Genomic DNA, 20,372 nt, shown 5'->3' with positions numbered 1-20,372 from the left:
ACCGCCACGACCGCGCCCGCGCGCACCATCAGGGTGTTGCCCAGCAGTTCCGGGCGCCCGCCGGCACCGGCGAACAGCAGCCAGAAGATCGGCACGATGAGCACGCCGACGCAGACCGAGACCGTGAGCGGGTGCGATATCCCGACGAGGGCACCGAGCCCGGCCGCCACGACGAGCACGGCAGTGCTGGGCCACAACAACAGCCTGGTGCGCACGAACCTCAGGCCCGGATCCGGAAAGTACTGGCCGAACACGACATAACCCAGCGGCAACCAGTAGACCAAGGCCGCGATCACGACCCACGTCCAACGCATCGAAGGGGCGTCGCCGGCGCGCAAGGGCTGTGCGATCACCGGTCCGGTGGCCAACAGCATCCAGACGATCAGCAACGCCGCGGGCTCTCGCCTGATCCGGCTCAATGCTTCGATCCCGGCCAGTACCTGGCCCACCTGTTTGTGTCCGGCGGAGTCCGGCGCGGGGTCTTGCCGGACTCCGGACTGCGGTGCGGGGCCGGTGGTTTCGAGTTCGGTGATGCGGGCCTGCTGCTGATCGGATTCGGCAGTGGCGCGGATCAGCTGGTCACGCGAACGCTCCACCTCCGCGGAAAGCTCGTGCTGGCGTGCGCGCAGTTCGTCGCGTTCGGCGCTGACTTCCTCGAGATCCGCGCGCAACCGGGTGAGCTCGGCATCCAGTGCCACGACCCGGTCCTGGTCGACGCGGTGAGTCCGTTCGGACTCCGATCGGAGCTGGGTCAGCTCCGCGGTACGGGCGGTGATCTCCGCACGCAGCGAGGCGATCGTCTGCTCGAGTGCTGCCAGATCCGCCCGGCTCGGCACCGGCACCGCCGCCAGGCGTTTGTGCTCTAGGCAGGCGCGATCGGCGGCGGCGTAGAGGGTGTTGATCTGTTTGCGGACCGCTTTCGGGTCCGGGCCGCCGCGCTGCTCATAGAGACGTATGAAGGCCTCGACCAGCTCCGGACTCGGCGGGCGCGGGCTGTCGCGGCGGGGATTGAGCTGTGCCGAGACCAGCCGTGAACTCACCACCCACTCGCCCTCACCGGTTTCGACGTGCAGCTTGGGGACCCCGCCGGGCTCGACCAGAGCCGCGGCCTCGCGATGCAGGAAACCCACCTCGGCCGCCATCTCGAGCAGCCGGATCAGCAACTCCTGCAGCGGAGTCGGGTAGCCCTTGGACCGGATTTGCTCCAGCTTCTTCAGGCTAGGTGCCTCACCCATCTTGTCCTCGCAGTCCGCTCCACCGGTTTCCGGACCGACCCCGCTCGGCCCACCGTGAACACTGTCGCCACCCCGGTGACAGCACTCGCACCCGCGCACACGAGACCGCGGCGGCCCAAGACCTCCGATCCCGCACCGCCACAGCCTCGCTCGGGTCCTCACCAGGAGAACCGCATGTCGAGCATGAACCATTACCGCCGACCCCGAAAGACCCCGCGCACCGTGCCACCGCCACTCACATTCTGGGGATTTCTCGACCGGCTCTTCAACAGTCCCCACCGGTTCCGCCGACTGATGCTGCTGATCGTGCTGATCACCCTGACCACCAGCCCGCCCGAGAATTTCACCGTCCCCCAACTGCCCACCACCCAGCAGACCCCGCTGCCGCACAACGAGATCGCTGTGGCGCCACCTACGACTGCCAACCCCAGATGAAAGGAGGGTGGCATTACCGCGTTCGAAAAACGACCGCCAGCCGAACGCGGACACCTTCCGCTCACAGCCGGACGTTCCGGCAGGTCGCGGTGTTCGGAAACTCGTTCGTTTTCCAGCTCCGCGAGCCTCGCGGTGACTGGCGCGAGCTGGACGTGGTCGGGCGATCCCGACGTGGCAGATGCCCCTGGCTCTGATGCAGCGGGAGGCTGCCCTTATCTGCCCATACACGCCCCTATCCGCGTATGGGCCACGTGGTTACATCCGGGACCTGCATCGCGATAGGAGGAGCAAGCGGGAACCCCGCCAGGCGGTTGGGTTCCGGCCGAGCTGTGCGCGCGAGAGCGCGCAGCGACCAGGCCCTCGGCGTGTACGGCACGGGGCGAGTCCTGGGGCGGTCGCTTCCCCAGTTGTTGATCTCCAGTCGAGATCGCTGGCACCGATGCGGTTCACCGTGATCCCATGAATCTCGCAGAGGGGCGGGGCAGCACTCTAAAAGGGGGAAGTTCTCCATTTTACTGGCTGGATTAAATTCGCCCATGCGCCGCATTTTTTCTGAGTTATAAACGAATGGGGAGGGTTTTGATGGATCGCCTAGATAACAACTCTTCGGAGAATCAGGCTGGTCATCGTCAGATTCGTAACGGCGTGGTCAGTGGATCGAGCAAGGCCATGAAGCGTTGTGCGGCAGTACTTTCGGTGGCGGCGGTCGTGGCCGGTGGCGTGTCACTGTCCGCGCCCACGGCTTCTGCCGGGGAGGTGTGCGGTTACTTCATCGGAGGCGCGATCGAGAGGAAGTGGATCGACAAGGGCGGACTCGGCGGTCCGCTGGGCTGCCCCACCTCGGACGAGCTGACCAACCCCGACGGTGATGGCAAGCGCAGTCACTTCGGTGACCGCGGCATCATCTACTGGCGCAATTACACTGGGGCACATCCCGTTTGGGGGATGATCCTACAGACGTGGGGTAACAATGGCTACGAACGGAGCAAGTGGCGCTATCCCAAAACTGACGAGTGGGAACAAAGCTCGAATGGTTTCAGGAGTTACATTCAGGATTTCGAGTGCGGAAGAATTGCCATCACAAGCGGAGTGCCAGGCGCCACCTACATCTGTGACTGACCAAATTGATCGACCCTGCTCAACCATAGCCACGTCGACCGTGGCGACCCTCGCGAGGGTTATCGTGAATAGTCGAAAGGAAGCACACTGATGACGGTTCACAAGGTAAGGGCTGCCGCTATCGCGGTAGCACTCACCGGGGCGGGGGTGGGCCTGGTAGTCGTAGCCGGAGCTGACCCCGGGACGAGTACTCCGACACCAGCACCGACAAGCACCAGCCAGACGACACCACGGGTTGCTCCTCCCAGCTCTTCGACGGTGCCGAATACGTCGGGCCGTATAGCGCCTGATGTTCCCTCTGCCGCTGACCTCGACGCCGTACTGTCGCGGGCGATGAAGCCCCAAGCTGCCGAACGCCGCGGGACCGTTCAGGGCACGGAGACCGAGATCCAGCTCGCCGACCCCCACCCGAATGCTGCTGTCTTCGCATACAAGGTCGTCGACGTTCGGCCGTCGAACACCTCTCGTGTAGTGGCTTCGGTGACGTCCACGGTGGACGGCGCACCGCTGTCCGGCCGGGGTGAAATTCCGTTCGTCCGCGACGGCGCCTCCTGGAAGATCGAGAAAGCATGGGCGTGCGCCATGCTCGAAGCCGTAGGCCGGCCCTCACCGTCCTGCTGAACGCGATCCTGCTTGCCAACGATGCCTGAAAGGCCCGAGACCGTGACACACCGAATGACCCTGCTCGTTGTCAGCACGGTCTCGGCCCTGGCACTCATTACGACCGGGTGCGGCTCCGATATCCCTGACCGCCCTGCACCTACCCCGACCACCTCCTCCGCACCCCAGGACTCGACTCCGCCGGCCCCTACCGTTGAGGAACTCAACGCGATGCTGCAGCGAGGTCTCGACCCCACCATCCCTGCCTCGGAGAAGGCGGATCTGGTGGAGGGATCAGAAGCCGATCCGGAGCTGATCAATCGTGCCGCCGAAGTGGCGAGGAACGCTGGAGTGAAGGTCACTGTCACCGACGTTCAGTCGTTCGGCTCTGGCGTCGCGAACGCGAACGTGATTCTGACCGTCAACGGGCAAGACAACCCCAGCACGGTTCCCCTTGTCTTCGACTCGGGTAAGTGGAAACTGCAGAAAAGCTGGGCGTGCAGCATCGTCGTCAACCTCGCGCAGATCCAATCTCCGGCGTGTCCGTAGGGAAGACGACCCCGAACGATCCGACAGTTCACCAGCCACCAGACATACCGGTCATAGGTCGGCTGGTGCACCATGCATGGCCAACCAGATATCGCCCGACCCATGGACTTCGGCTGTCAATGGGTCGGGCGATATGGGTGCAGGGCGCTATTGGAACCAGCTTTCGAACCAGTCCTTGAGCTTCGGCCCCCATGTCCTGCGGGCGTCGGTCCCCAGGTCGGCGATGGTGCGTCCGCCGAACGCGCCTATGGCCGCGGCGAAGAACACCCGCCGGGACTTCTTGTCCTGGTCGTTGGCGGGAGGCCGCGGATTCTCGCTGGGGTGGGGCGGCTGCTCCACCGGGTTGGTTACAGTCATTTTCTGCCTCGATGATCTGTCATTGGTGTGCGGAGTTGAGGTGGGTTTGCTGTCCCTGCCTGGTGGCACAGGCGGGGACAGTGCCATCGAGGCGGGCCCCTCCGGCGTGTCCCGTGTTCCTCCGGGGCGGGTAGGTGTGCTGCCCGGGCGGTGATCGTTGGGCTCATGCGGGTCTCCTTGTGTCCGTGGACCTTCGGGGTGAGCGATCCAGCGGAAGCAAGGTTGGCAGCCCGCCATTGAGAATGTTTCAGTCGAACTCTCTCACGCCGCGCGCCGTGGCTGAATCGCTTGGTGCACAAGCTCATTCAGTCGACCGCCGGTGCCTTTTTGCGGCTTTCGGCGGCGATTCGGCGTTTCTCGGTCGTGGCTCTGGCCCAGTCGCCGAGTCCGGTGTCGGCGGGGATTTCGAGGACCCCCCGGAAGTGCATCGAGGCGATCCGCTGCTTGTAGCGCAGCAGCTGCGAGCGGACAGTAGCGGGCTTGACCCCCACTCTCTTGGCGGCTTCGGTGAGGGTTACACCCTCGTAAGCCACCAGCAGCAGGACCGACCGAAGATTGCGGGGAGCCAGGGGCAGAAGATCGCGGGCGAGCTCCAACCCGTCGACCGTGGTGTCGTCGATGACGGTGTTGCGGAGGTGGTCGAGCAGATCGCTGGTGTCGGCACGCAGCTCGATGATCCGCTCGTGGTGCGAGCGGATCACGTCACCGATGCGATTGCGACAGGCGCCGATGAAGAACGTGGTGAGCGTGGCGCCGCCGTTCTCCTCGTAGTCGCCGCGGTCGAGTCGACGCAGGAAAGGAAGCAGAGCACGCACGAAGGTCTCGACGGCGATGTCCTCCCGCAGACCCACGTCGGTCTGAGCGACGTTGAGCACCACCTGGGAGAGTCTCCCGTAGCGGGAATGGGCGGCGGCCTCGCCGGCGGCGAGCCAGGCGAGCATCGTCGCGACCGACGGATCGTAGAGCTGCCCGGCCAGCTGCTGACCCGAAAGCGTCAGCTTCGGGTCGACCCCGTACGGGTACTTCGGGTACTCAAGGTATTTCGGCATCACTATCCTCGCGTGAGTCTCGCGCGCCCAAGGTGAATTTGGCGCTTGATACTCGTTACACACCGGTATGCCCCCGCAGCGTTGCACGCGATTGATGACCGTGCTGCCGGAACGGTTTTGGGCCGTTCGAGTCACGATCGCTACGAGCCGCTGGTGTTCAGAAAATGATCGACAACCCGCGACAGCCGAGTCGCGAGCCCGCCAGGCCGCGCGTGAATACCGAGAAAGTACTTTCCAAAATGGAAAGTAGTTGCCATGATGCTGGGTATGGATCCAATGGAAGCAGAACAACAGCTGCAGACCGCCGACTCCGCCTACCGCGCCGCGGCACTTCCGACCCTCCCGCCGCGAATCGCCCTGCCCTGCGCGGTGATGATCGGCGCCGCTGTGGCACTGAGCGGCCAGCACTCCGCTAACGGGCTCATCCAGTTGTCGTATTGGATCAGCGCGGTCGCGCTGGCGGCCGGCGCAGTGGGCCTGACCGTGCGGGCCCGCCGCCAACGAGGACTGACCGGGCTCCGCGGGCCCGCGCGAACAGCGTTGACGACGCTGCTGACCTGCGCTCTGAGTTTGCTCACGATCGCGATCTGCGCCGGGCCCGGAATGGGCTGGATCTATCTCGGGCTGGGGGTTGTGGTCGGAGTCGTGGCTGCCGCCGTGCTACGCAGACCGCGATACCTGCTGCCCAGGCAGCGGCGATGACTACGCCGCCGCTGGACCCGGCGTTGCAATCCCCCACACGCCTCATGCTGGCCAGCTACCTGTCGGGATGCGACACCGCCGAATTCCAGGCCGTACAAGAGTATTGCGAGCTCACCCCGTCCAACCTGTCCAAACACGCGACAGCTCTGTCAGAGCTGGGATACATCCAGATTCACAAAGGTTACGTCGGCAAAAGACCGCGGACCTGGCTGTCGCTGACACCGGGCGGACACGCCGCCCTCCAGTCTCACTTGCATGCCTTACAACAGATCGCCGCGGCCGCTGCCAAAGCCGCCGCCGACCGGCCGCGCTAATCAAGCGGTGCCCACACGGCCTACCACGCGTTGCGGTGTCGTAAAACGTTCGTTTGTTGAACACCGGCCCGGCCGGACCGAATCTCCAGGACGACCCTGCCGATGCGGTGTTCAACAAACGTGTCGAAAACGGTTGGTGTTCAACAAGTCCTGTCGGACCTTTCTCGTACAGTCCGGGACATGACCCAGCACCCGCTCGATGTCGCCGACCCGCTCGCCCTCGACGGCGATGCGCTCGATCCGATCGGTGGCGGTGGTGCCCTCGTCGGCTACGGCCGCGTGTCGACCAAGGGCCAGCTGCTCGACCGTCAGGTCGCCGCGCTCACCGCGGCCGGATGCCAGCGGATCTTCACCGACAAGAAATCCGGCAAGAACGCCGAGCGCGAAGAACTCTGGGCGTGCCTGGACTACCTACGTCCCGGCGACACCCTCGTCGTGCCGTCGCTGGATCGCCTCGGGCGCTCCCTGCAGGACCTGATCTCGATCGTGGCCGGGCTTCGTAAGCGCGGCATCGGATTCCGGTCCCTGCACGAAGCCCTCGACACCACCACTCCCGGCGGCCGCCTGGTGTTCCACGTCTTCGCCGCACTCGCCGAGTTCATCCGCGAGCTCATCGTCGACGGCACCAACGAGGGCCTGGCCGCCGCCCGGGCCCGCGGGCAACGCCTCGGCCGGCCACCGGCGATGAACGCCGAGCAGATCCGCCAAGCCCGCGCAATGCTCACCCGCCCCGACGAATCCGTGGCGTCTATCGCTCGGCTACTCGGCGTCTCACGCGGCACCCTCTACAAACACATCCCCGAACTCGGTCAAGGCCGTCGCCTGCCAGACCCGGAGCTGGGCAGCTGACGTTCCCGTGTGGTGCCGTTCCGTGTTGACGCACGGCGTCCGATGCAACGAAGCACCTTGAGCGCGTCGGCGCGTCGGCCCGGGTCAGAATGCGCAACCGCGACGAGGCCCGCCACCAGCCGCACCAGACCGTCGTGCCGCAACCACCAGGTGAGTCCGCCGAATGCCGCTGCTGCGCCGGTGAATACCTCAAGCATGCTCACCGACCTTATGGACGTGATGAGCAGCAGACTGATAGAAAAGTAAAAGTCTTCGGAGCTTGAGAGTGGTAGTCTCCGCAGTCTTTTCAGGTCTGAGCATGTGCGAACGGTAGGTCCGTTCGCACACGCGGAGGGGGACGAATCCCCCCTTCTCGAGTGGGGGGAATCCCCCACCCCCGACGGTGCGCCGGACCAATTCCGGCCTAACCCCCGGTCTGCGGTATGGGTGAACCGGAGGCGTGCGCGTCCAGGTTGAGTCAGCAGCCAACCTGGAAGGGGAAACAACCGGCGCTTTCTCCGGGCGTCGCAGTGGATGTTGCCGACACGACCGGTTGCGGAGTCGTCGGCGAGGATGGCCGGTCGTTAGAAGACCAGCCTCCTCCAGCGGCGGTGGCGATGATGCCGAAGACCGCGACCGCGCCGACAGCGAGGAATCCCAGCGGTGACGAGGAACTCCCTCGTGACCTACGTGAATGCGCCCGCACGGGCCGTCCATTCCGTAGATGCGCACGTACTCGGTGAGAAGTCATAGCCACGAAGTATGACGGTGGCCACCGACAGATCTTCTTTCGATCTTGTTGTGCGACAGAAGATTCCGGTTATCCGGTGCGGGTCGACCAGCGCCTAGGGGTCGACGTCGCCGCGGTTGGTGGGGGAGTCGGCCCCAGCCAGCGTGCCGAGGGCTCGCAGCGCGCGGCGCCCGATTGTTCCCCAACCGCCGGATCGCTGTGGGACCACGCAGGAGACGATGGTGCCGACGGCCGCGACGGCGAGCACGGTCGCCGCGACGGGATGGACGCCGAGAACGATGAGGATGACGGCGAACACCAATGCCATCAACACCAGCAGGCTGATCAACACGGTGAGTGGCCAAGTCCAGCGTAGGGCCTCGGAGTTGCTGGCCTGCTTCGGGTTCGGTCGATTTTTCACAGCCGCAACGTAGAAGCTTGCTTCTCCACGGCGGTTTTCGTGCGGATTCCTCATGGGCGCGGACCGTAGGCATCAAGGGTGCAAAGCTCGGCCAGCCGCACCAAACTGTCGTCCTCCAGCCACCGGGTGGGCCCATCGATCCTGCCGAGCAACGCTCCGGTGCCGGTGAATACCTCAACCATGCTCACCAACGTTATTGCCGCCGTGAGCAGCCAACTGACAGGAAAGTAATAGTCTTCGGGCGGTCGAGCGGTGGCCGTCACGGTTCCTTCGGATCTGAGCATGCGCGAAAGGTAGTGCTGTCCGCGTACGCCGAGGGGTACAAATTGGACCCCCATCGATCTGTACCCCGCTTGTACCCCTGAGACGACGGATCCGAAAGGTTAGGACAGAGACGGATCTTGTGGTCAGCCTCTATATCTGTTGCCCGGCAACTGGAACAAGCGCATCGGATCTTGACACGGACTCGTTGCCGGGACCGCGCGGCGGTCCTTGTCGGTGCCGGGTGGAAGGATCAGACCATGACACAGTGGGCGTTTCTTCGGTGGATGGACTGGTCGCCCAGCTACGACTCACACGCCACGGTGACTACGCGGGTGTGTGAGTTCCTCGGGTCCGAGGAGTCTGTGCAGGTCATAAAGCCTGCCAGCGGCTCTTTCGAGGCCGGAAAGGTCATGCTGAGTTGGATCGCCGACCGTGTCCGGCTGACAGGGGAACGCCAGCCAGTGCGGATCGTGGTGCACCCTGACCAGCGTCAGCTCGACACGATCGTCGATTCCGGCATGCCCGACGATGAACGAGTCTTGGTGGTGCTGTGGAGCTCGGATCCCGCCTTCGAGGGATGGGTCTACGCCCGCGGCGGGGTGAACCTGGCCGCCGATGCCACCGACCAGGTCGTGCCCGACCCGGTGATCGTCGAGGCGTTGCGTGGTGTGCCGCTGAACAACGGTCTCGGTGGCAGCTACGGCCGCGACAGGCTTGTCGAGGTCCTCGTCGCGCTACACAAGGGCGGCTACGCCCTCAACACCCCGGCGCTCGAAGCCGCCGGCGCGGCGGCGGGCATGGATCTCGATGACCTCAAAAACGTTCGAGTCCACGCGGATCGGACCGTGAACGGCAAACCGATGCGGATCAAGAATCCGATGCTGCGCCCGGATGTCGTCACAGTCTGGGAAGAGTCCGCGCGCAATCGTCGATAGGGCCTCGGCCGATAACCACTGCGATGTGGGCTATCGGCGGCCGGAGAGCTCCGAACTTTCGCGATGCGCCGCCTTATCGGCGCTGGACTGCGCCCGCGCCGCGAACCCCGAGCGGGCGGAATCACTGCGCGGATCACGGTCCGCGGCGGACTGGATACGGGCGGCGCGCTCCTGGGTAATCCGCTGGCTGTTCGTCATGAACGGACCGTAGCCGCGTCGGTAGGTGCCGAGTGTGAGGAGAAGGGGATCAGCCTCGCCGTGTCGAGGGCGCCCGCTCGCGTCAGCGCCTCGCCGTCGCGCTCCGGACGCGAAGCAGTTAGCTGGTGGGAAGCTCGGCGCGGTGAAGTAAGAGGACGGAAACCTCAGACCGCCGCCCAGAGCGGGTGGACGAGTCGTCCACCGGCCGTTTCCAGCGATCTGAGGTTTCCGGCTGTGGCAGGGTCCGGGACCAAGCGGAGGTCCTGCCGATGTGGCCCCGTGCTCGACTGTGTGCCAGTTGCGTGTGCTCGGGGTTCTTAACGGCTTAACGTTACGAATCAACTTTTGGAATTAAGGAAATCCGTATTTGAAGGCCGTCGGGTTTCGACTGTAGTTCTCCGGTACTCGTCTATCTCAGTTTGCTGGGCACTACACACGCCAACTTGCACCAAGTTGCAAGGTGCATCCTGGTCATCGGTCATGGACCGGTTCATTCTCCGTCCAACGACACGAGCGCCAGACAGTCGTTGAACAGCGATTTAGACACCCTCGGTCACCGTTTCATCCCTCCTGGACGCCGTTCCATCGCCGTGGTGACCAACACCGACCGGTATGCGATGGACACGAATTGCGAGGAATGCAACCGTATTCGGACATTCAGCCTCGCCACCCCGCTTACCGCGCGGCATGATGCATGGTGCAGTTCCGGGCTTGCCCCGGGACATCGCCAGCCGGGAGGACCAACCCGACCAGCGGTGCGAGCCCTCTGCCTAGCCTTCGGAGCCTCGACTGTGTGCCCCCTTATCGCGGTGTGCGTGTCGCCCGCGGTGCTGCTCGACGTTTGACGTTTCGTCTTCTCCTGCTGCCGGTGGAGGGGGCCGGTCGGGCGTCGAGCAGCACCTGTGGTTGCGTCCGAACGTCGCGCCAGCCCGTGTGTTTGGAGTAACCGTCATGCCTGATGAAGGCCGTGCCGATAACGGCCAGCCACCCGTTCATCCGTCGTCGCCGTGGACCTGGCCCGCAGTGACGTTGACCTGTTTTCTCGTTCTGTGCGGCCTGGTGACCGTCTCGATACTGATCGCGGACGGTATCGCCCCTGCCGCCGCGGCCACGGTCACCCTGGTGCTCGTGGCCGGCATCGTCGCCTGCGTCGTCCCGACACGATCCGGGGACAGTATCGGGCGCAAGATGATTCGCGCGCTGAGCGTTCTTGCCAACGGTGGGAACGAGCCCCGATGAAACAAAACCGCAAGACGCAACGACGCCGGCCTGCCCAGGGTGAGCGCCGCCGCGCCATGGCCACAGCCCCAGCCGGTTCCACCGGACGCGACCGGCTGGTGCTGGCCGCAGAGACCCCGACCGAGTTCATCGCGCTGCTTCGCCGTATCCAGAAGGCCTCCGGGCTCACCCCCGGCCAGGTCGCGGCCTACACCGGCATCCCGCGCAGCACGGCCTATCACTTCATCTCCCCGAAGAACACCGCGCTACCCAGCAATGGCGCCCAGGTCGAGGCGTTCCTGCGCGGCTGCCGCCTCTCCGAGGACCAGATCCAGGCGGTACTGCGCATCTGGACGAAACTCAGCGGACTACCCATCGCGCCAGCACCTCGCGCCAGCCTGGAAACCTCCAGCCAGGTCCCCGAGGTGCGCCTCCGCCGGGACGGGCGGTCAGATGCCGAGATGTCACTCGCTGCGGAGAACTACATCCAGGAGGTGATGCGCGGGCCCCGGATTCAATGGGTGGGCCCTGACTTCGGCGGTGCCGGCGCGCGGATGCCCGTGGATGTCCCGACCGTCGAACGTCAAGGCGGGAACATCAACATCGTCTACACCATCGGCGACAAGCAAGGAACGCTCTCGGCCAGGACGCTGCCGCGGACCGGCCGGTTCCGTCGCGACGTACTGGTACTGATGGTCGTCGCGCTCTACCCGGTGGCCGCGACGATGTTCCTCGGACCCCCGCGCACCGCGACGATGTACACGGTGTTCTTCACCCTGGCCCTGATCGGCCTGCTCGTCGGGGTGTTCCCCTGGTGGGGGAAGCTACCAGCAACGGTTGCGCCACAACGCTTCACCGTCTCCGCCCTACTCGGGGCCGGTGCCGGGCTACTGACCTGGCACGCGATCGGGCTGGCATTCATCGGACTGCTGACCGGATTCATCATCTTCGCCGCCGCACCGATGTGGTTCGCCACGATGGAAGCCACCTGGACCGCCCCGTTCATCAGCACCCGAGCCATCGTCACCATCGTGGTCGCGGCCTGGTTCGGCATCATCACCGGCGGACTGATCATCACCACCGGCGGCGCACCCGCCGGCGCCATCCTCGCCGGAGCACTCGCCCTCGCGGCGGTCCTCATGGAAACCGCCGCCAGAACCATGCCCCTGCGAGAAACGGCCGCCATGCACTAGAAGAGCAGCGTGCAATGCACGCCTGGCGGATCACCATGTCCGCGTTTCACCATCGCCATCATCGACTGCAACACCACCTGTTCCTGGAGGACGTCAACAACCACAACGCCATACATGACTTACGTCACAATGCACGCTGTCGCTGCTGCTCACGGGCGTCCGAAAGCGTCATGCCACGGCATATCTGCACATGCCGGAACATGTCGACCGTGTTGTTCCCGCCTCGAAGCCCCCAGCCAACAAAAAGTCGGCAGGGCGGGTAACAGCAGTTTGATTAGGTTGGCATGTCGGGGGCTGCGCTAGGGTTTCCCTCACTCCCGGTCGGACATGCGTTCGGCCCGATCAATCGCCGCCCGCTCCCTCCCCGGGGCAGGCCTCGAACCTCGCCGCGAACGGCGTGGCGCCGGATCTCGGTCCGGTGTTCACCACAGGTCGCCGGACAAGGTTCCGGTCGACCGCGATTGAGAGGGCATCCACTACATGGATGACCAGGAGGAGCCCCCGTCCGACGACGGGGACGGCGCTAAGCACTGGATCGACATCGCGAGGCCGGCGCTGGGATTGGTGCAGGTTGTCCTGCCCTTTTGGGTCGAAGACCCAACCAGCCCGGTAACCGTAGTCACCGGGCTGGCGTTGTGGCTGCTGCAAAACGATCGACGCTTTAGCCGGGCAAACGATCGCTAGCAGACCGGGTGTGGCCGGACGTTGCGTTAGAGGCGCGATGTCCGGCCTCATCCGTTTCTACAAGGGAAGTTTCCGCTGGAACGCTCCATTTTGAATATTCCCTGTACGCGCCTGGACACTACCCGTTACTTGACATGGAACACAACGAGGGGCCAGGTCAGAGGCATGAAAAGCTCTATTTAGTTGTGCGATCACAACGGTCGCTGGCCTCATGGTGGACACCGGAGACATCCAGGCCGCAGTTGGACGCGCCGCCCTCATCCTCGTGCCCCGGAATCGGAAGACCCCGGCGCAGTGGCTTCGCGAAACGTTTTGATGCGGTGGGCAACCCGAACCATATGGCGGCTGTGCCTACCGCGGGGCTGTCAGTCCTCGGCCGGTACGAGATCGGCCACCCGCACGGTCCACGGATAACGACCCGGTGCATCTTCTACCGACTCGACGACCGCCCGATCGTCCTCGATGTCGACGACCGTGAACACCGAGACACCGCTGGTTCCTATCCGGACTCGATCACCTTCGTTCACCACGCCCGCAGACTATCCCGATCAGCCGACCAGTCCATGCCGTGTCATGTTCAACAGGATTGGTGCCGGTCACTCAGCCGCGGGTGGCCGGGCTGCCTTCTCCGCCGCGGCCTTCGCCGCCGCGACAGTGCTGCGCCGCCCCCATTTCAACATCGTGGTGCTGCTCTCGACGACGAACTGGTACAGCCGCCCGTCCTCCTCCCACACCGTGAGCTGGCGCCGGTTCAGCTGCCGGGTGAGCATGAGGCCCTGACTTGGGTGCTCATGCAGCAACCACCCACCAGTTGCGTCCGCCTCGGTCAGCGGCATCGGCACGCCCTTCGTCGCTGAAGTGCAAATAGACCAACCAGTATGCGACGGATGGCCGACCCGTGTCATGCTCGAACGCATGAGCGAGCAGCAACGCGAGTTCCATCGGGGCGACCCGGTGACCTGGTACGCCGACAGCCACGGCCGCGCCCTCGATGCGAACCATCCTGACGCGGTTCAGCACACAGGCACCATCGCTACCGTGTGCCGTAATCCGGCCGACGACAGCCAGGTCGTGGCGTACTTGGTCTCATGCAGGGGCGGCGTGTCGGGCGGGTATTTGATGACCGTCCGACCGGAACATCAGATCGCCCTCGCGACATAATCCGTCTGGGTGGCTCTCGAGGGACGACGAGCGGCCGACCAAGGCCAACGCCTACTGGGCGCCTGCCGCACTCGAATGCCGAAGCTGTTCCGGGGTGTCGTCGTCCATCGATGCGAAGAAGCCGCCGATCACGTCCTCGATCTCGGCGATCGATTCGGCGCAGTACAGAATCGGCTGGTAGTGGGTGATGTCGTAGACCGCGGTGCCCATCGCGGCGACGTCGAGCGGGCGCAGGTCGGCCTGGCGGAACTCCTCGATCTCGCCATAGGACGACAGCAATCCGGCCCCGTAGCAGCGGACCTCGCCCTGCTCTCGGACCACACCGAACTCCATCGAGAACCAGAAGACATTCGCGAGGAACTTCAGTGCCGCGTCGGTTTCTACCCTGCCGACGGCCGCGCCGACCGCCTCGTAGATGGCGGCGAAGCGCGGGCTCGCGATCTGATTGGCGTGCCCGATGATCTCGTGGATGGCATCGGGTTCCGGGGTGTACAGCGGTGCGGAGTGGTGCCGTATGTACTGGGTGGAGTGGAAGGTCCGATCCGCGAACGAGCCGAAGAACTCGCGCAGCGGTACTAGTCCCGCAGCCGGGGCGTAGCGGAACCCGGTGAGCGGCATCAGTGCTGCCGATACCTCGTCCAACTGCGGAATGTGATCCTTGGGGAGTGCGAGGTGTGCTGCGGCGTCCAGCACTTCGGTGCAGGCGTAGGTCTGGTGCTTGCGAGCGAGTTCGGCCGAGGCGATGCGCCAGACCTGCTGTTCCTCGTCGGTGTAGGCGATCTGCGGAACGGGTTTACCCGGTGCGTAATCGAGCGCAAGCGCGGCGATGTCATTGCGACGAGCCCGGTAATCCGGGTCGTGCACGCCGGGGTGCTCCTCGCTCAGGTGGACGGTCACATCGCCGTCGCCGGACCGGGTCACCGGTGAGTACAGCTGAGCTTCGGTGAACATGCCCCGATGCAATCACCGCTCGGAGCTGTCGACAACAAACCCGCACCCAGCTTGGCAAACTGCCTAGCCGGATGCGTGTTCCCGCGTAAGTCCTGGCAGAGGAGGGCGCATCTCAGCGGCGAGCTGACCAGTGGCCGTCACCCGCCTGCGAGCCAGACCGGTCTACCTAGGAATGCGAGTGGGTTTCGTTGGGCGCCAGCGCAACCCGGGAAGAACCCGATAGCCTGCCCGCATGACATTCACCGTGTACCTCAATGACCCTGAGGTCCCCCAGGGGCTCGCCTTCACCGGAGACGCTCGGTACAGCTTCGACGAGGCCGCGATCTTGACGGTGCAGCAGGGCGGGCACGCCCGGTTCTACGCGCCGGGCTACTGGCAGCAGGTGCACGACTACGACGAGAGTCAGTTCCCGACCGCGCGGCATCCAGATTCCACGAGCTAGCCACACGACTGGCGGATGGCCCACTAAATTGCATTCAGTCATCCGCCCACTTCATCGGCAAATTGCTCATACGCTCGCACTGCCGCAGCCCACCGCATTCACTACTGCTACTACGCCGCATCCCATCTATCTGCGCATATATTTTCGAAATCGTCACACCTCATGCTCCCTGGATAACGAACGCACAACGCCTTTTTGGTGCGGGCGTACCGTTGATGAGGTGATGTCGCTGGCTAAAATCGCGAGTGGCGACGGGTACGAGTACTACATGCGTTCCGTCGCGACCAACGATGCCAACGACCGCGGAACGCAGGATTTGTCCGGCTACTACAGCGAGCGCGGCGAATCCCCTGGCCGCTGGTGGGGTGCCGGTTTGGCGGCAGTCGGCATCGAGGCAGGTGAGCAGGTCACCGAGGCGCAGATGCGGGCCTTGATCGGACACGGCCTGCACCCGAACGCGTTCGCGATGATCCGCGCGGCCAAGGCCGAGCAGCTGCGCTTGGGCGCGAAACCCAAAGACGCCCAGCGGTTCGCCGAGCAGCAGGCCCGCCTGGGCCGCCCGTACGGGGACTACATTCCTTCCGAGGTCAGCTACCGCCAGCAATGCGCCGACGCCTATGCCGACTACAACAGCGGCCGCAGCACGGTCGACTACGCGCCGATCCCCGAGGACGAGCGGACCCGGATCCGCACCGAGGTCGCCGGCCGGATGTTCGCCGACGAACACGGCCGCGCACCACGCGATGACCGCGAGCTGTCCGGTTGGGTCGCGCGAGCCTCTCGTCCGTCGACGAAGGCCGTCGCCGGGTACGACCTCACGTTCAGCCCGGTCAAGAGCGTGAGCGCGTTGTGGGCGTTGGCGCCGCGCGAGATCAGCGTTGCGATCGAGGCCGCTCACCGTGCCGCGATCGGCGACGCCCTCGAGTACCTGCAAGCTCACGCCGTCTACACCCGCGTGGGACGCCACAGCGTGCGCCAAGTCGACGTCGAGGGCCTGCTCGCGACCATGTTCGACCACCGCGACAGCCGCGCCGGCGACCCGGATCTGCACACGCATGTCGTCATCGCGAACAAAGTCCGCCGCCTCGACGGCCAGTGGGGCTCATTGGACGGGCGCATGATCTACCGCCACAACGTCGCCGCCTCCGAGCTCTACAACACCCGGTTGGAGCACTACCTCGAGCAGTCCCTCGGCCTGGTGTTCGCCGAGATCACGCCCACCGGCAAGCGTCCGATCCGCGAAATCGTCGGCGCACGAACCGATCTGCTGCGGGTGTGGTCCAAGCGTGCGGCCGCGATCGAGGACAAACTGACCGACCTGGCGAGTCAGTTCCAGGCAGACCACGGCCGCGAACCGACCCCGAACGAACTCCTCGATCTCGGTCAGGAAGCCACGCTGCGCACCCGCACCGGCAAGCCCGCCGCCCGCACCCACGCCGAACAGCGCCTGGACTGGCGAACTGACGCGGTCGAGGTACTCGGCGGTGAGGATGCAGTGGCTGCCATGGTCACCGACATGCTCAACCAGCAACTGCCCCACCGGGACACGGTCACCGACGCGTGGATCGCCGCGACCGCGGCCCACGTCGTCGACACCGTCGCCGAGACCCGCGCGACCTGGCAGGAACACCACATCCGCGCCGAAACCCACCGCCAGCTACGCGGCCAGATCGCCCCCGACCAATGGCACACCCTGGTCGACCGGGTCATCGATACCGCGCTGACGCCGCCACACTCGACCCCGCGCGGCACCCCCGAACACGTGCCCGACGCCGCGGCGTGGACCCGCAATGACGGCACCAGCGTCTACACCACCGCCGGATCGCTGCTGCACACCTCGCCCGCGATCGTGGCCGCCGAAGCGCGCCTGGTCGACGCGAGCCTGCGCACCGGCGGGCGCACCATCACCGCGGCCGCCGTCGACGCGGCGCTGATCGAGTACGCCGCCAACCACCAGGGACAGACCCTCAACCCCGCCCAGCAAGCCCTCGTACGCGACTTCGCCGGATCCAGTGCCCGCCTGCAGCTGGTCATCGCGCCCGCCGGCACCGGCAAGACAACCGCGATGCAAACCCTCACGCGCGCATGGACATCCGAGGGCGGCAACGTGCTCGCGATGTCGCCACTGGGATCGGCGGCCGCGCACCTGGGCCGCGAAATCGGCACACCGGGCGTCACCATCGACGTACTCGTCACCCTCGCCGACGCACTCGCCACCGGCACCCTGGAACCCTCCCGCGCACCGCAGTGGCTCCAGGGGATCGGCCCCGAGACGCTGGTCATCATCGACGAAATCGCCAAAACCCCCACCCGGAAACTGGATTCGGCGGTGTCATGGCTGCTCGAACGCGGCGCGAGCGTACGCGCGGTCGGTGATGACCGCCAGCTCGCCTCGGTCGCCGCCGGTGGCGTCGTGCGCGACATCGTCACCGCCGCCGGAGCCTCGACCCTCACCACGGTGATGCGCATGGCCGACCCGAGCGAACGCGCCGCCTCCCTCGCCCTGCGCGAGGGTGACCCGGCCGCCATCGCCTACTACACCGACCATTCCCGTGTCCGGGTCGGCACCCTCGGCACCGTCGCCGAGCAGGCGTTCGCGGCGTGGGACGCCGACCGCGCCGCCGGGCTCGACACCGCACTGCTCGCACCGACACGCGAGCTGGTGGCCGGTCTCAACCGCCGGGCCCGCACAGCCCGCCTCGCCCGCGAAGGCCTGCACGGGCCGGAAACCGAACTCGCCGACGGCCTTTCGGCCTCAGCCGGGGACATCATCGTCACCCGCCGCAACAACTACCGCCTGCGCATCTCTGCCACCGATCACGTCCGCAACGGCTACCGCTGGCACATCGAAGACGTGCACGCCGATGGGCGGATCACCGCCACCCACCTCGACTCCGGGCGCCGGGTCACCATGCCCGCCGACTATGTGCGAGCCGACATCCAGCTCGGCTACGCCAACACCATCGACTCCTCGCAAGGGCTCACGGTCGACACATGCCACGGCGTACTCACCGGCCGCGAATCCCGCGCCCAGCTCTATGTCCTGGCCACCCGCGCCCGCACGGGAAACTACCTCTACCTCGCTACCGCAGGCACCGGAGAAGAAGCCGCCGCCTACACCTACACCGCCGTGCACGCCCGGACCGCGGTCGACATGCTGACCGAGATCCTCGGCCGCGACGGCACCCAAACCTCGGCCACCACCCAAGCCCGCCACGATGCCGATCCACACCAGCGCCTCGCCCACGCCGTCGACACCTACCTCGACGCGCTCGGCGTGGCCGTCGACCACCGCATCAGCGAGCAGGACCAGGCCGCTCTCGCCGCGGCCGCCGAGCAGCTGGTGCCCGGCCTCACCGCCGAGGACGCCTGGCCTGTACTACGCCAGCACCTCGGTCTGCTCGCGCTGACCGGCCGCGACCCGATCCAGGCACTCACCGACGCCGTCAATGTCCGCGAGCTCGACACCGCCGACGACCGCGCCGCCGTGCTCGACTGGCGCATCGACCCCACCGGCACACACTCGACCACGGCCGGGCCGTTGTGCTGGCTGCCCGACATCCCGCCCGCACTGCGGGACGACGCCGAGTTCGGTGAACACTTGCACGCCCGCAACCGCGAGATCGCCGACCTGGTCGACGCGGTCACCACGACCACGCGACAGTGGCGCACCGGCACCGCGCCGCCGCTGTGGGCGCAACGCCTCGCCGACGCCGACCCGGTGCTGACCGCCGAGCTGGCCGTGTGGCGGGCGGCCCACGCGATCCCCGACCACGACCGCCGCCTCACCGGGCCCGCCCAGTTCCCGGCCGCCGAACGCCGCGAACAGCACCTGCTCGACGAGCGAGTCGCCGCCCGTCTCGGCCACCTCGACGGCGACACACGCCGATGGAAGCACCTCGGCGCGGACCTCGAACCCCGCCTGCTCACCGACCCGTATTGGCCGGTGCTCGCCACCGAATGGACCCGCGCCGCCGCGGCCGGCCTCGACATCCCCGCCGCCGCCCGCGACGCCGTCACGGACCGAGCACTGCCCGACGAGCAGCCCGCAGCCGCGCTGCGCTGGCGCATGAGCACCGACCTCGACGAACACCAGGCCGACGAACAGTTCGCCGCAACCGTCGCCGAACTGCGTGCCGCACAACACCTCCGCCAGCTCTCCGACAACCTGCTCGACATCGAACTGTCGCTGCGCCGCAGTGAATCCCACGAGAACCACGGCCTCCCGTACTGGTTCGACCACATCGGCCGCAGCGCCACCAGCGAGCTCGATGAACTGCGCCAGCAACACCAGCGCCTCGACAAGCGGACGGCCGCGATCCGCCTCGCTCAAGCTGCCGCCGCGCACGCCGAACTCATCGCAGAACAAACCCGCCAAGCCAGGCATGAGCTTTTCACCCGACAGCAAGCCTTCGACAACACCAGCAAGTGGCGTCCCCGTGCCCGCACCGCCGCCCAGGCCGAGGTCGACGAAGCCCGCGACGAGCTGGAACCGCTCGAAAAGCGGCTCACCGTCGCGCAGTTCGTCGCCGAGTCCGCCGCCAAGGCCACCGGCCTCACCGCCCCCATGTGGGGTTACACGCTCACCGCGGCCGCCGACGCGCACACTCGCCAGGCCGCTCTCGCCGACGCCCAGTATCGCGTCGAAGGCGAAGCCCGCCGACAAGCACAAGGCCAGGCTCGCGCCGACCATCAAGCCGCCCGCGTCCAGGAAGTCCTCGACGAGCAACAGCGGCGCAGCACACTCACCGCCGAGCAGCGCACGATCGAGGACCGCGCTCGAGAGGAGATCCACCACCAGGACAACCCCGCCCACGAACCGATCACCGCAGCGGTGAAAACCCCGAAGCAGCAGACCCAACCACGTGATCACACGTGGCGTTATCACCAGCTCCCGGATTTCGGCCCCAGCCAAGACCACGGCATCGAGATGTAGACGGCCAGTCGGGCGTAGACCCGAGCACTGCATTCGCCGCGCTCGACCGAG

General features: G+C 65.9%; 23 protein-coding genes. 14 read left to right on the top strand and 9 right to left on the bottom strand.

Annotated elements, in window-relative coordinates; all coding sequences use genetic code 11:
• Positions 1 to 1,235 (bottom strand): AAA family ATPase (locus NN4_RS33190; RefSeq protein ID WP_222595213.1); only part of this gene is annotated, 1,235 nt, incomplete at its 3' end.
• Between the two features lie 174 nt (positions 1,236 to 1,409).
• On the opposite strand from NN4_RS33190, the gene NN4_RS33185 reads away from it, so the two are divergent.
• The 4 genes from NN4_RS33185 (at position 1,410) to NN4_RS33170 (ending at position 3,938) form a co-directional block, all read left to right on the top strand.
• Positions 1,410 to 1,670, top strand: coding sequence for a hypothetical protein (locus tag NN4_RS33185; RefSeq protein ID WP_147139643.1), 261 nt, complete (start codon positions 1,410 to 1,412; stop codon positions 1,668 to 1,670).
• Positions 1,671 to 2,252: 582 nt separating this feature from the next.
• Positions 2,253 to 2,789 (top strand): hypothetical protein, encoded by a 537-nt coding sequence (locus tag NN4_RS33180; RefSeq protein WP_246181212.1) that lies wholly within the window; start codon positions 2,253 to 2,255, stop codon positions 2,787 to 2,789.
• Positions 2,790 to 2,879: 90 nt separating this feature from the next.
• Entirely contained in the window at positions 2,880 to 3,410 is a 531-nt protein-coding gene (locus NN4_RS47200) for an MTB12 C-terminal domain-containing protein (protein WP_503826346.1), read from the top strand.
• 54 nt (positions 3,411 to 3,464) lie between these two features.
• Entirely contained in the window at positions 3,465 to 3,938 is a 474-nt protein-coding gene (locus NN4_RS33170) for a WKL family lipoprotein (protein WP_246181211.1), read from the top strand.
• Between the two features lie 147 nt (positions 3,939 to 4,085).
• Here NN4_RS33170 and NN4_RS33165 read toward each other — a convergent pair whose 3' ends face one another.
• A complete protein-coding gene (locus NN4_RS33165) occupies positions 4,086 to 4,295 on the bottom strand; it encodes a hypothetical protein (protein ID WP_147139636.1) in 210 nt (69 codons plus the stop codon).
• A 305-nt stretch (positions 4,296 to 4,600) separates the two neighbouring features.
• Entirely contained in the window at positions 4,601 to 5,344 is a 744-nt protein-coding gene (locus NN4_RS33160; protein WP_147139634.1) for an RNA polymerase sigma factor, read from the bottom strand.
• Positions 5,345 to 5,611: 267 nt separating this feature from the next.
• Between NN4_RS33160 and NN4_RS33155 the strand changes: the two genes are divergently transcribed.
• The 3 genes from NN4_RS33155 to NN4_RS33145 all read left to right on the top strand — a co-directional run bounded on the left by NN4_RS33155 (position 5,612) and on the right by NN4_RS33145 (position 7,209).
• Positions 5,612 to 6,046, top strand: a complete 435-nt coding sequence (locus NN4_RS33155) for a hypothetical protein (RefSeq protein WP_147139632.1) — start codon at positions 5,612 to 5,614, stop codon at positions 6,044 to 6,046.
• Entirely contained in the window at positions 6,043 to 6,360 is a 318-nt protein-coding gene (locus NN4_RS33150) for a winged helix-turn-helix domain-containing protein (RefSeq protein ID WP_147139630.1), read from the top strand. The genes NN4_RS33155 and NN4_RS33150 overlap by 4 nt, the downstream gene beginning before the upstream one ends.
• A 180-nt stretch (positions 6,361 to 6,540) precedes the next feature.
• Positions 6,541 to 7,209 carry a recombinase family protein gene (locus NN4_RS33145; RefSeq protein ID WP_147139628.1) on the top strand — a complete coding sequence of 223 codons (669 nt, stop codon included), beginning with the start codon at positions 6,541 to 6,543 and terminating at the stop codon, positions 7,207 to 7,209.
• An 824-nt stretch (positions 7,210 to 8,033) separates the two neighbouring features.
• Here NN4_RS33145 and NN4_RS33140 read toward each other — a convergent pair.
• Positions 8,034 to 8,339 (bottom strand): hypothetical protein, encoded by a 306-nt coding sequence (locus NN4_RS33140; protein ID WP_147139625.1) that lies wholly within the window; start codon positions 8,337 to 8,339, stop codon positions 8,034 to 8,036.
• A 50-nt stretch (positions 8,340 to 8,389) separates the two neighbouring features.
• On the bottom strand, positions 8,390 to 8,623 hold the full coding sequence (locus NN4_RS33135; RefSeq protein ID WP_147139623.1) for a hypothetical protein: 234 nt from the start codon (positions 8,621 to 8,623) through the stop codon (positions 8,390 to 8,392).
• Positions 8,624 to 8,860: 237 nt separating this feature from the next.
• Between NN4_RS33135 and NN4_RS33130 the strand changes: the two genes are divergently transcribed.
• Complete coding sequence (locus NN4_RS33130; protein ID WP_147139621.1) at positions 8,861 to 9,538, top strand: DUF1889 family protein; 678 nt, start codon at positions 8,861 to 8,863, stop codon at positions 9,536 to 9,538.
• A gap of 30 nt (positions 9,539 to 9,568) precedes the next feature.
• On the opposite strand, the gene NN4_RS45325 is transcribed toward NN4_RS33130, so the two are convergent.
• Entirely contained in the window at positions 9,569 to 9,736 is a 168-nt protein-coding gene (locus tag NN4_RS45325) for a hypothetical protein (protein WP_186818754.1), read from the bottom strand.
• A gap of 951 nt (positions 9,737 to 10,687) precedes the next feature.
• Between NN4_RS45325 and NN4_RS33125 the strand changes: the two genes are divergently transcribed.
• The 3 genes from NN4_RS33125 (at position 10,688) to NN4_RS33115 (ending at position 12,831) form a co-directional block, all read left to right on the top strand.
• Positions 10,688 to 10,975 carry a hypothetical protein gene (locus NN4_RS33125; protein WP_147139619.1) on the top strand — a complete coding sequence of 96 codons (288 nt, stop codon included), beginning with the start codon at positions 10,688 to 10,690 and terminating at the stop codon, positions 10,973 to 10,975.
• On the top strand, positions 10,972 to 12,147 hold the full coding sequence (locus NN4_RS33120) for a hypothetical protein (protein WP_147139617.1): 1,176 nt from the start codon (positions 10,972 to 10,974) through the stop codon (positions 12,145 to 12,147). The genes NN4_RS33125 and NN4_RS33120 overlap by 4 nt, the downstream gene beginning before the upstream one ends.
• A 480-nt stretch (positions 12,148 to 12,627) precedes the next feature.
• Positions 12,628 to 12,831, top strand: a complete 204-nt coding sequence (locus NN4_RS33115) for a hypothetical protein (protein WP_147139615.1) — start codon at positions 12,628 to 12,630, stop codon at positions 12,829 to 12,831.
• A 365-nt stretch (positions 12,832 to 13,196) separates the two neighbouring features.
• Here NN4_RS33115 and NN4_RS45320 read toward each other — a convergent pair whose 3' ends face one another.
• Positions 13,197 to 13,361, bottom strand: coding sequence for a hypothetical protein (locus NN4_RS45320; protein ID WP_186818755.1), 165 nt, complete (start codon positions 13,359 to 13,361; stop codon positions 13,197 to 13,199).
• A 66-nt stretch (positions 13,362 to 13,427) separates the two neighbouring features.
• The gene (locus NN4_RS33110; protein ID WP_147139613.1) at positions 13,428 to 13,667 is read right to left on the bottom strand and encodes a hypothetical protein; all 240 of its coding nucleotides are present in this window, start codon (positions 13,665 to 13,667) and stop codon (positions 13,428 to 13,430) included.
• Positions 13,668 to 13,746: 79 nt separating this feature from the next.
• Between NN4_RS33110 and NN4_RS33105 the strand changes: the two genes are divergently transcribed.
• Positions 13,747 to 13,992, top strand: coding sequence for a hypothetical protein (locus NN4_RS33105; protein WP_147139612.1), 246 nt, complete (start codon positions 13,747 to 13,749; stop codon positions 13,990 to 13,992).
• A 51-nt stretch (positions 13,993 to 14,043) separates the two neighbouring features.
• On the opposite strand, the gene NN4_RS33100 is transcribed toward NN4_RS33105, so the two are convergent.
• Positions 14,044 to 14,943, bottom strand: coding sequence for a phenylalanine 4-monooxygenase (locus tag NN4_RS33100; protein ID WP_147139610.1), 900 nt, complete (start codon positions 14,941 to 14,943; stop codon positions 14,044 to 14,046).
• Positions 14,944 to 15,175: 232 nt separating this feature from the next.
• Between NN4_RS33100 and NN4_RS33095 the strand changes: the two genes are divergently transcribed.
• Positions 15,176 to 15,385: a hypothetical protein gene (locus tag NN4_RS33095; RefSeq protein ID WP_147139607.1), complete on the top strand. Its 210-nt coding sequence runs from the start codon at positions 15,176 to 15,178 to the stop codon at positions 15,383 to 15,385.
• A 223-nt stretch (positions 15,386 to 15,608) separates the two neighbouring features.
• Positions 15,609 to 20,321 carry a MobF family relaxase gene (gene mobF, locus NN4_RS33090; protein ID WP_186818753.1) on the top strand — a complete coding sequence of 1,571 codons (4,713 nt, stop codon included), beginning with the start codon at positions 15,609 to 15,611 and terminating at the stop codon, positions 20,319 to 20,321.
• The last annotated feature ends 51 nt before the right edge of the window (positions 20,322 to 20,372 follow it).

The organism is Nocardia ninae NBRC 108245 (genome assembly GCF_007990755.1).
Classification (GTDB): Bacteria; Actinomycetota; Actinomycetes; order Mycobacteriales; family Mycobacteriaceae; genus Nocardia; species Nocardia ninae.
This window is presented reverse-complemented; position numbering and strand designations above follow the sequence as displayed.

Coding starts and splice junctions, on each gene's coding strand:
- NN4_RS33185 (WP_147139643.1), top strand. CDS start 1,410: ATGTCGAGCATGAACCATTACCGCCGACCCCGAAAGACCCCGCGCACC.
- NN4_RS33180 (WP_246181212.1), top strand. CDS start 2,253: ATGGATCGCCTAGATAACAACTCTTCGGAGAATCAGGCTGGTCATCGT.
- NN4_RS47200 (WP_503826346.1), top strand. CDS start 2,880: ATGACGGTTCACAAGGTAAGGGCTGCCGCTATCGCGGTAGCACTCACC.
- NN4_RS33170 (WP_246181211.1), top strand. CDS start 3,465: ATGACCCTGCTCGTTGTCAGCACGGTCTCGGCCCTGGCACTCATTACG.
- NN4_RS33165 (WP_147139636.1), bottom strand. CDS start 4,295: ATGACTGTAACCAACCCGGTGGAGCAGCCGCCCCACCCCAGCGAGAAT.
- NN4_RS33160 (WP_147139634.1), bottom strand. CDS start 5,344: ATGCCGAAATACCTTGAGTACCCGAAGTACCCGTACGGGGTCGACCCG.
- NN4_RS33155 (WP_147139632.1), top strand. CDS start 5,612: ATGGATCCAATGGAAGCAGAACAACAGCTGCAGACCGCCGACTCCGCC.
- NN4_RS33150 (WP_147139630.1), top strand. CDS start 6,043: ATGACTACGCCGCCGCTGGACCCGGCGTTGCAATCCCCCACACGCCTC.
- NN4_RS33145 (WP_147139628.1), top strand. CDS start 6,541: ATGACCCAGCACCCGCTCGATGTCGCCGACCCGCTCGCCCTCGACGGC.
- NN4_RS33135 (WP_147139623.1), bottom strand. CDS start 8,623: ATGCTCAGATCCGAAGGAACCGTGACGGCCACCGCTCGACCGCCCGAA.
- NN4_RS33130 (WP_147139621.1), top strand. CDS start 8,861: ATGACACAGTGGGCGTTTCTTCGGTGGATGGACTGGTCGCCCAGCTAC.
- NN4_RS45325 (WP_186818754.1), bottom strand. CDS start 9,736: ATGACGAACAGCCAGCGGATTACCCAGGAGCGCGCCGCCCGTATCCAG.
- NN4_RS33125 (WP_147139619.1), top strand. CDS start 10,688: ATGCCTGATGAAGGCCGTGCCGATAACGGCCAGCCACCCGTTCATCCG.
- NN4_RS33120 (WP_147139617.1), top strand. CDS start 10,972: ATGAAACAAAACCGCAAGACGCAACGACGCCGGCCTGCCCAGGGTGAG.
- NN4_RS33115 (WP_147139615.1), top strand. CDS start 12,628: ATGGATGACCAGGAGGAGCCCCCGTCCGACGACGGGGACGGCGCTAAG.
- NN4_RS33110 (WP_147139613.1), bottom strand. CDS start 13,667: ATGCCGCTGACCGAGGCGGACGCAACTGGTGGGTGGTTGCTGCATGAG.
- NN4_RS33105 (WP_147139612.1), top strand. CDS start 13,747: ATGAGCGAGCAGCAACGCGAGTTCCATCGGGGCGACCCGGTGACCTGG.
- NN4_RS33100 (WP_147139610.1), bottom strand. CDS start 14,943: ATGTTCACCGAAGCTCAGCTGTACTCACCGGTGACCCGGTCCGGCGAC.
- NN4_RS33095 (WP_147139607.1), top strand. CDS start 15,176: ATGACATTCACCGTGTACCTCAATGACCCTGAGGTCCCCCAGGGGCTC.
- mobF (WP_186818753.1), top strand. CDS start 15,609: ATGTCGCTGGCTAAAATCGCGAGTGGCGACGGGTACGAGTACTACATG.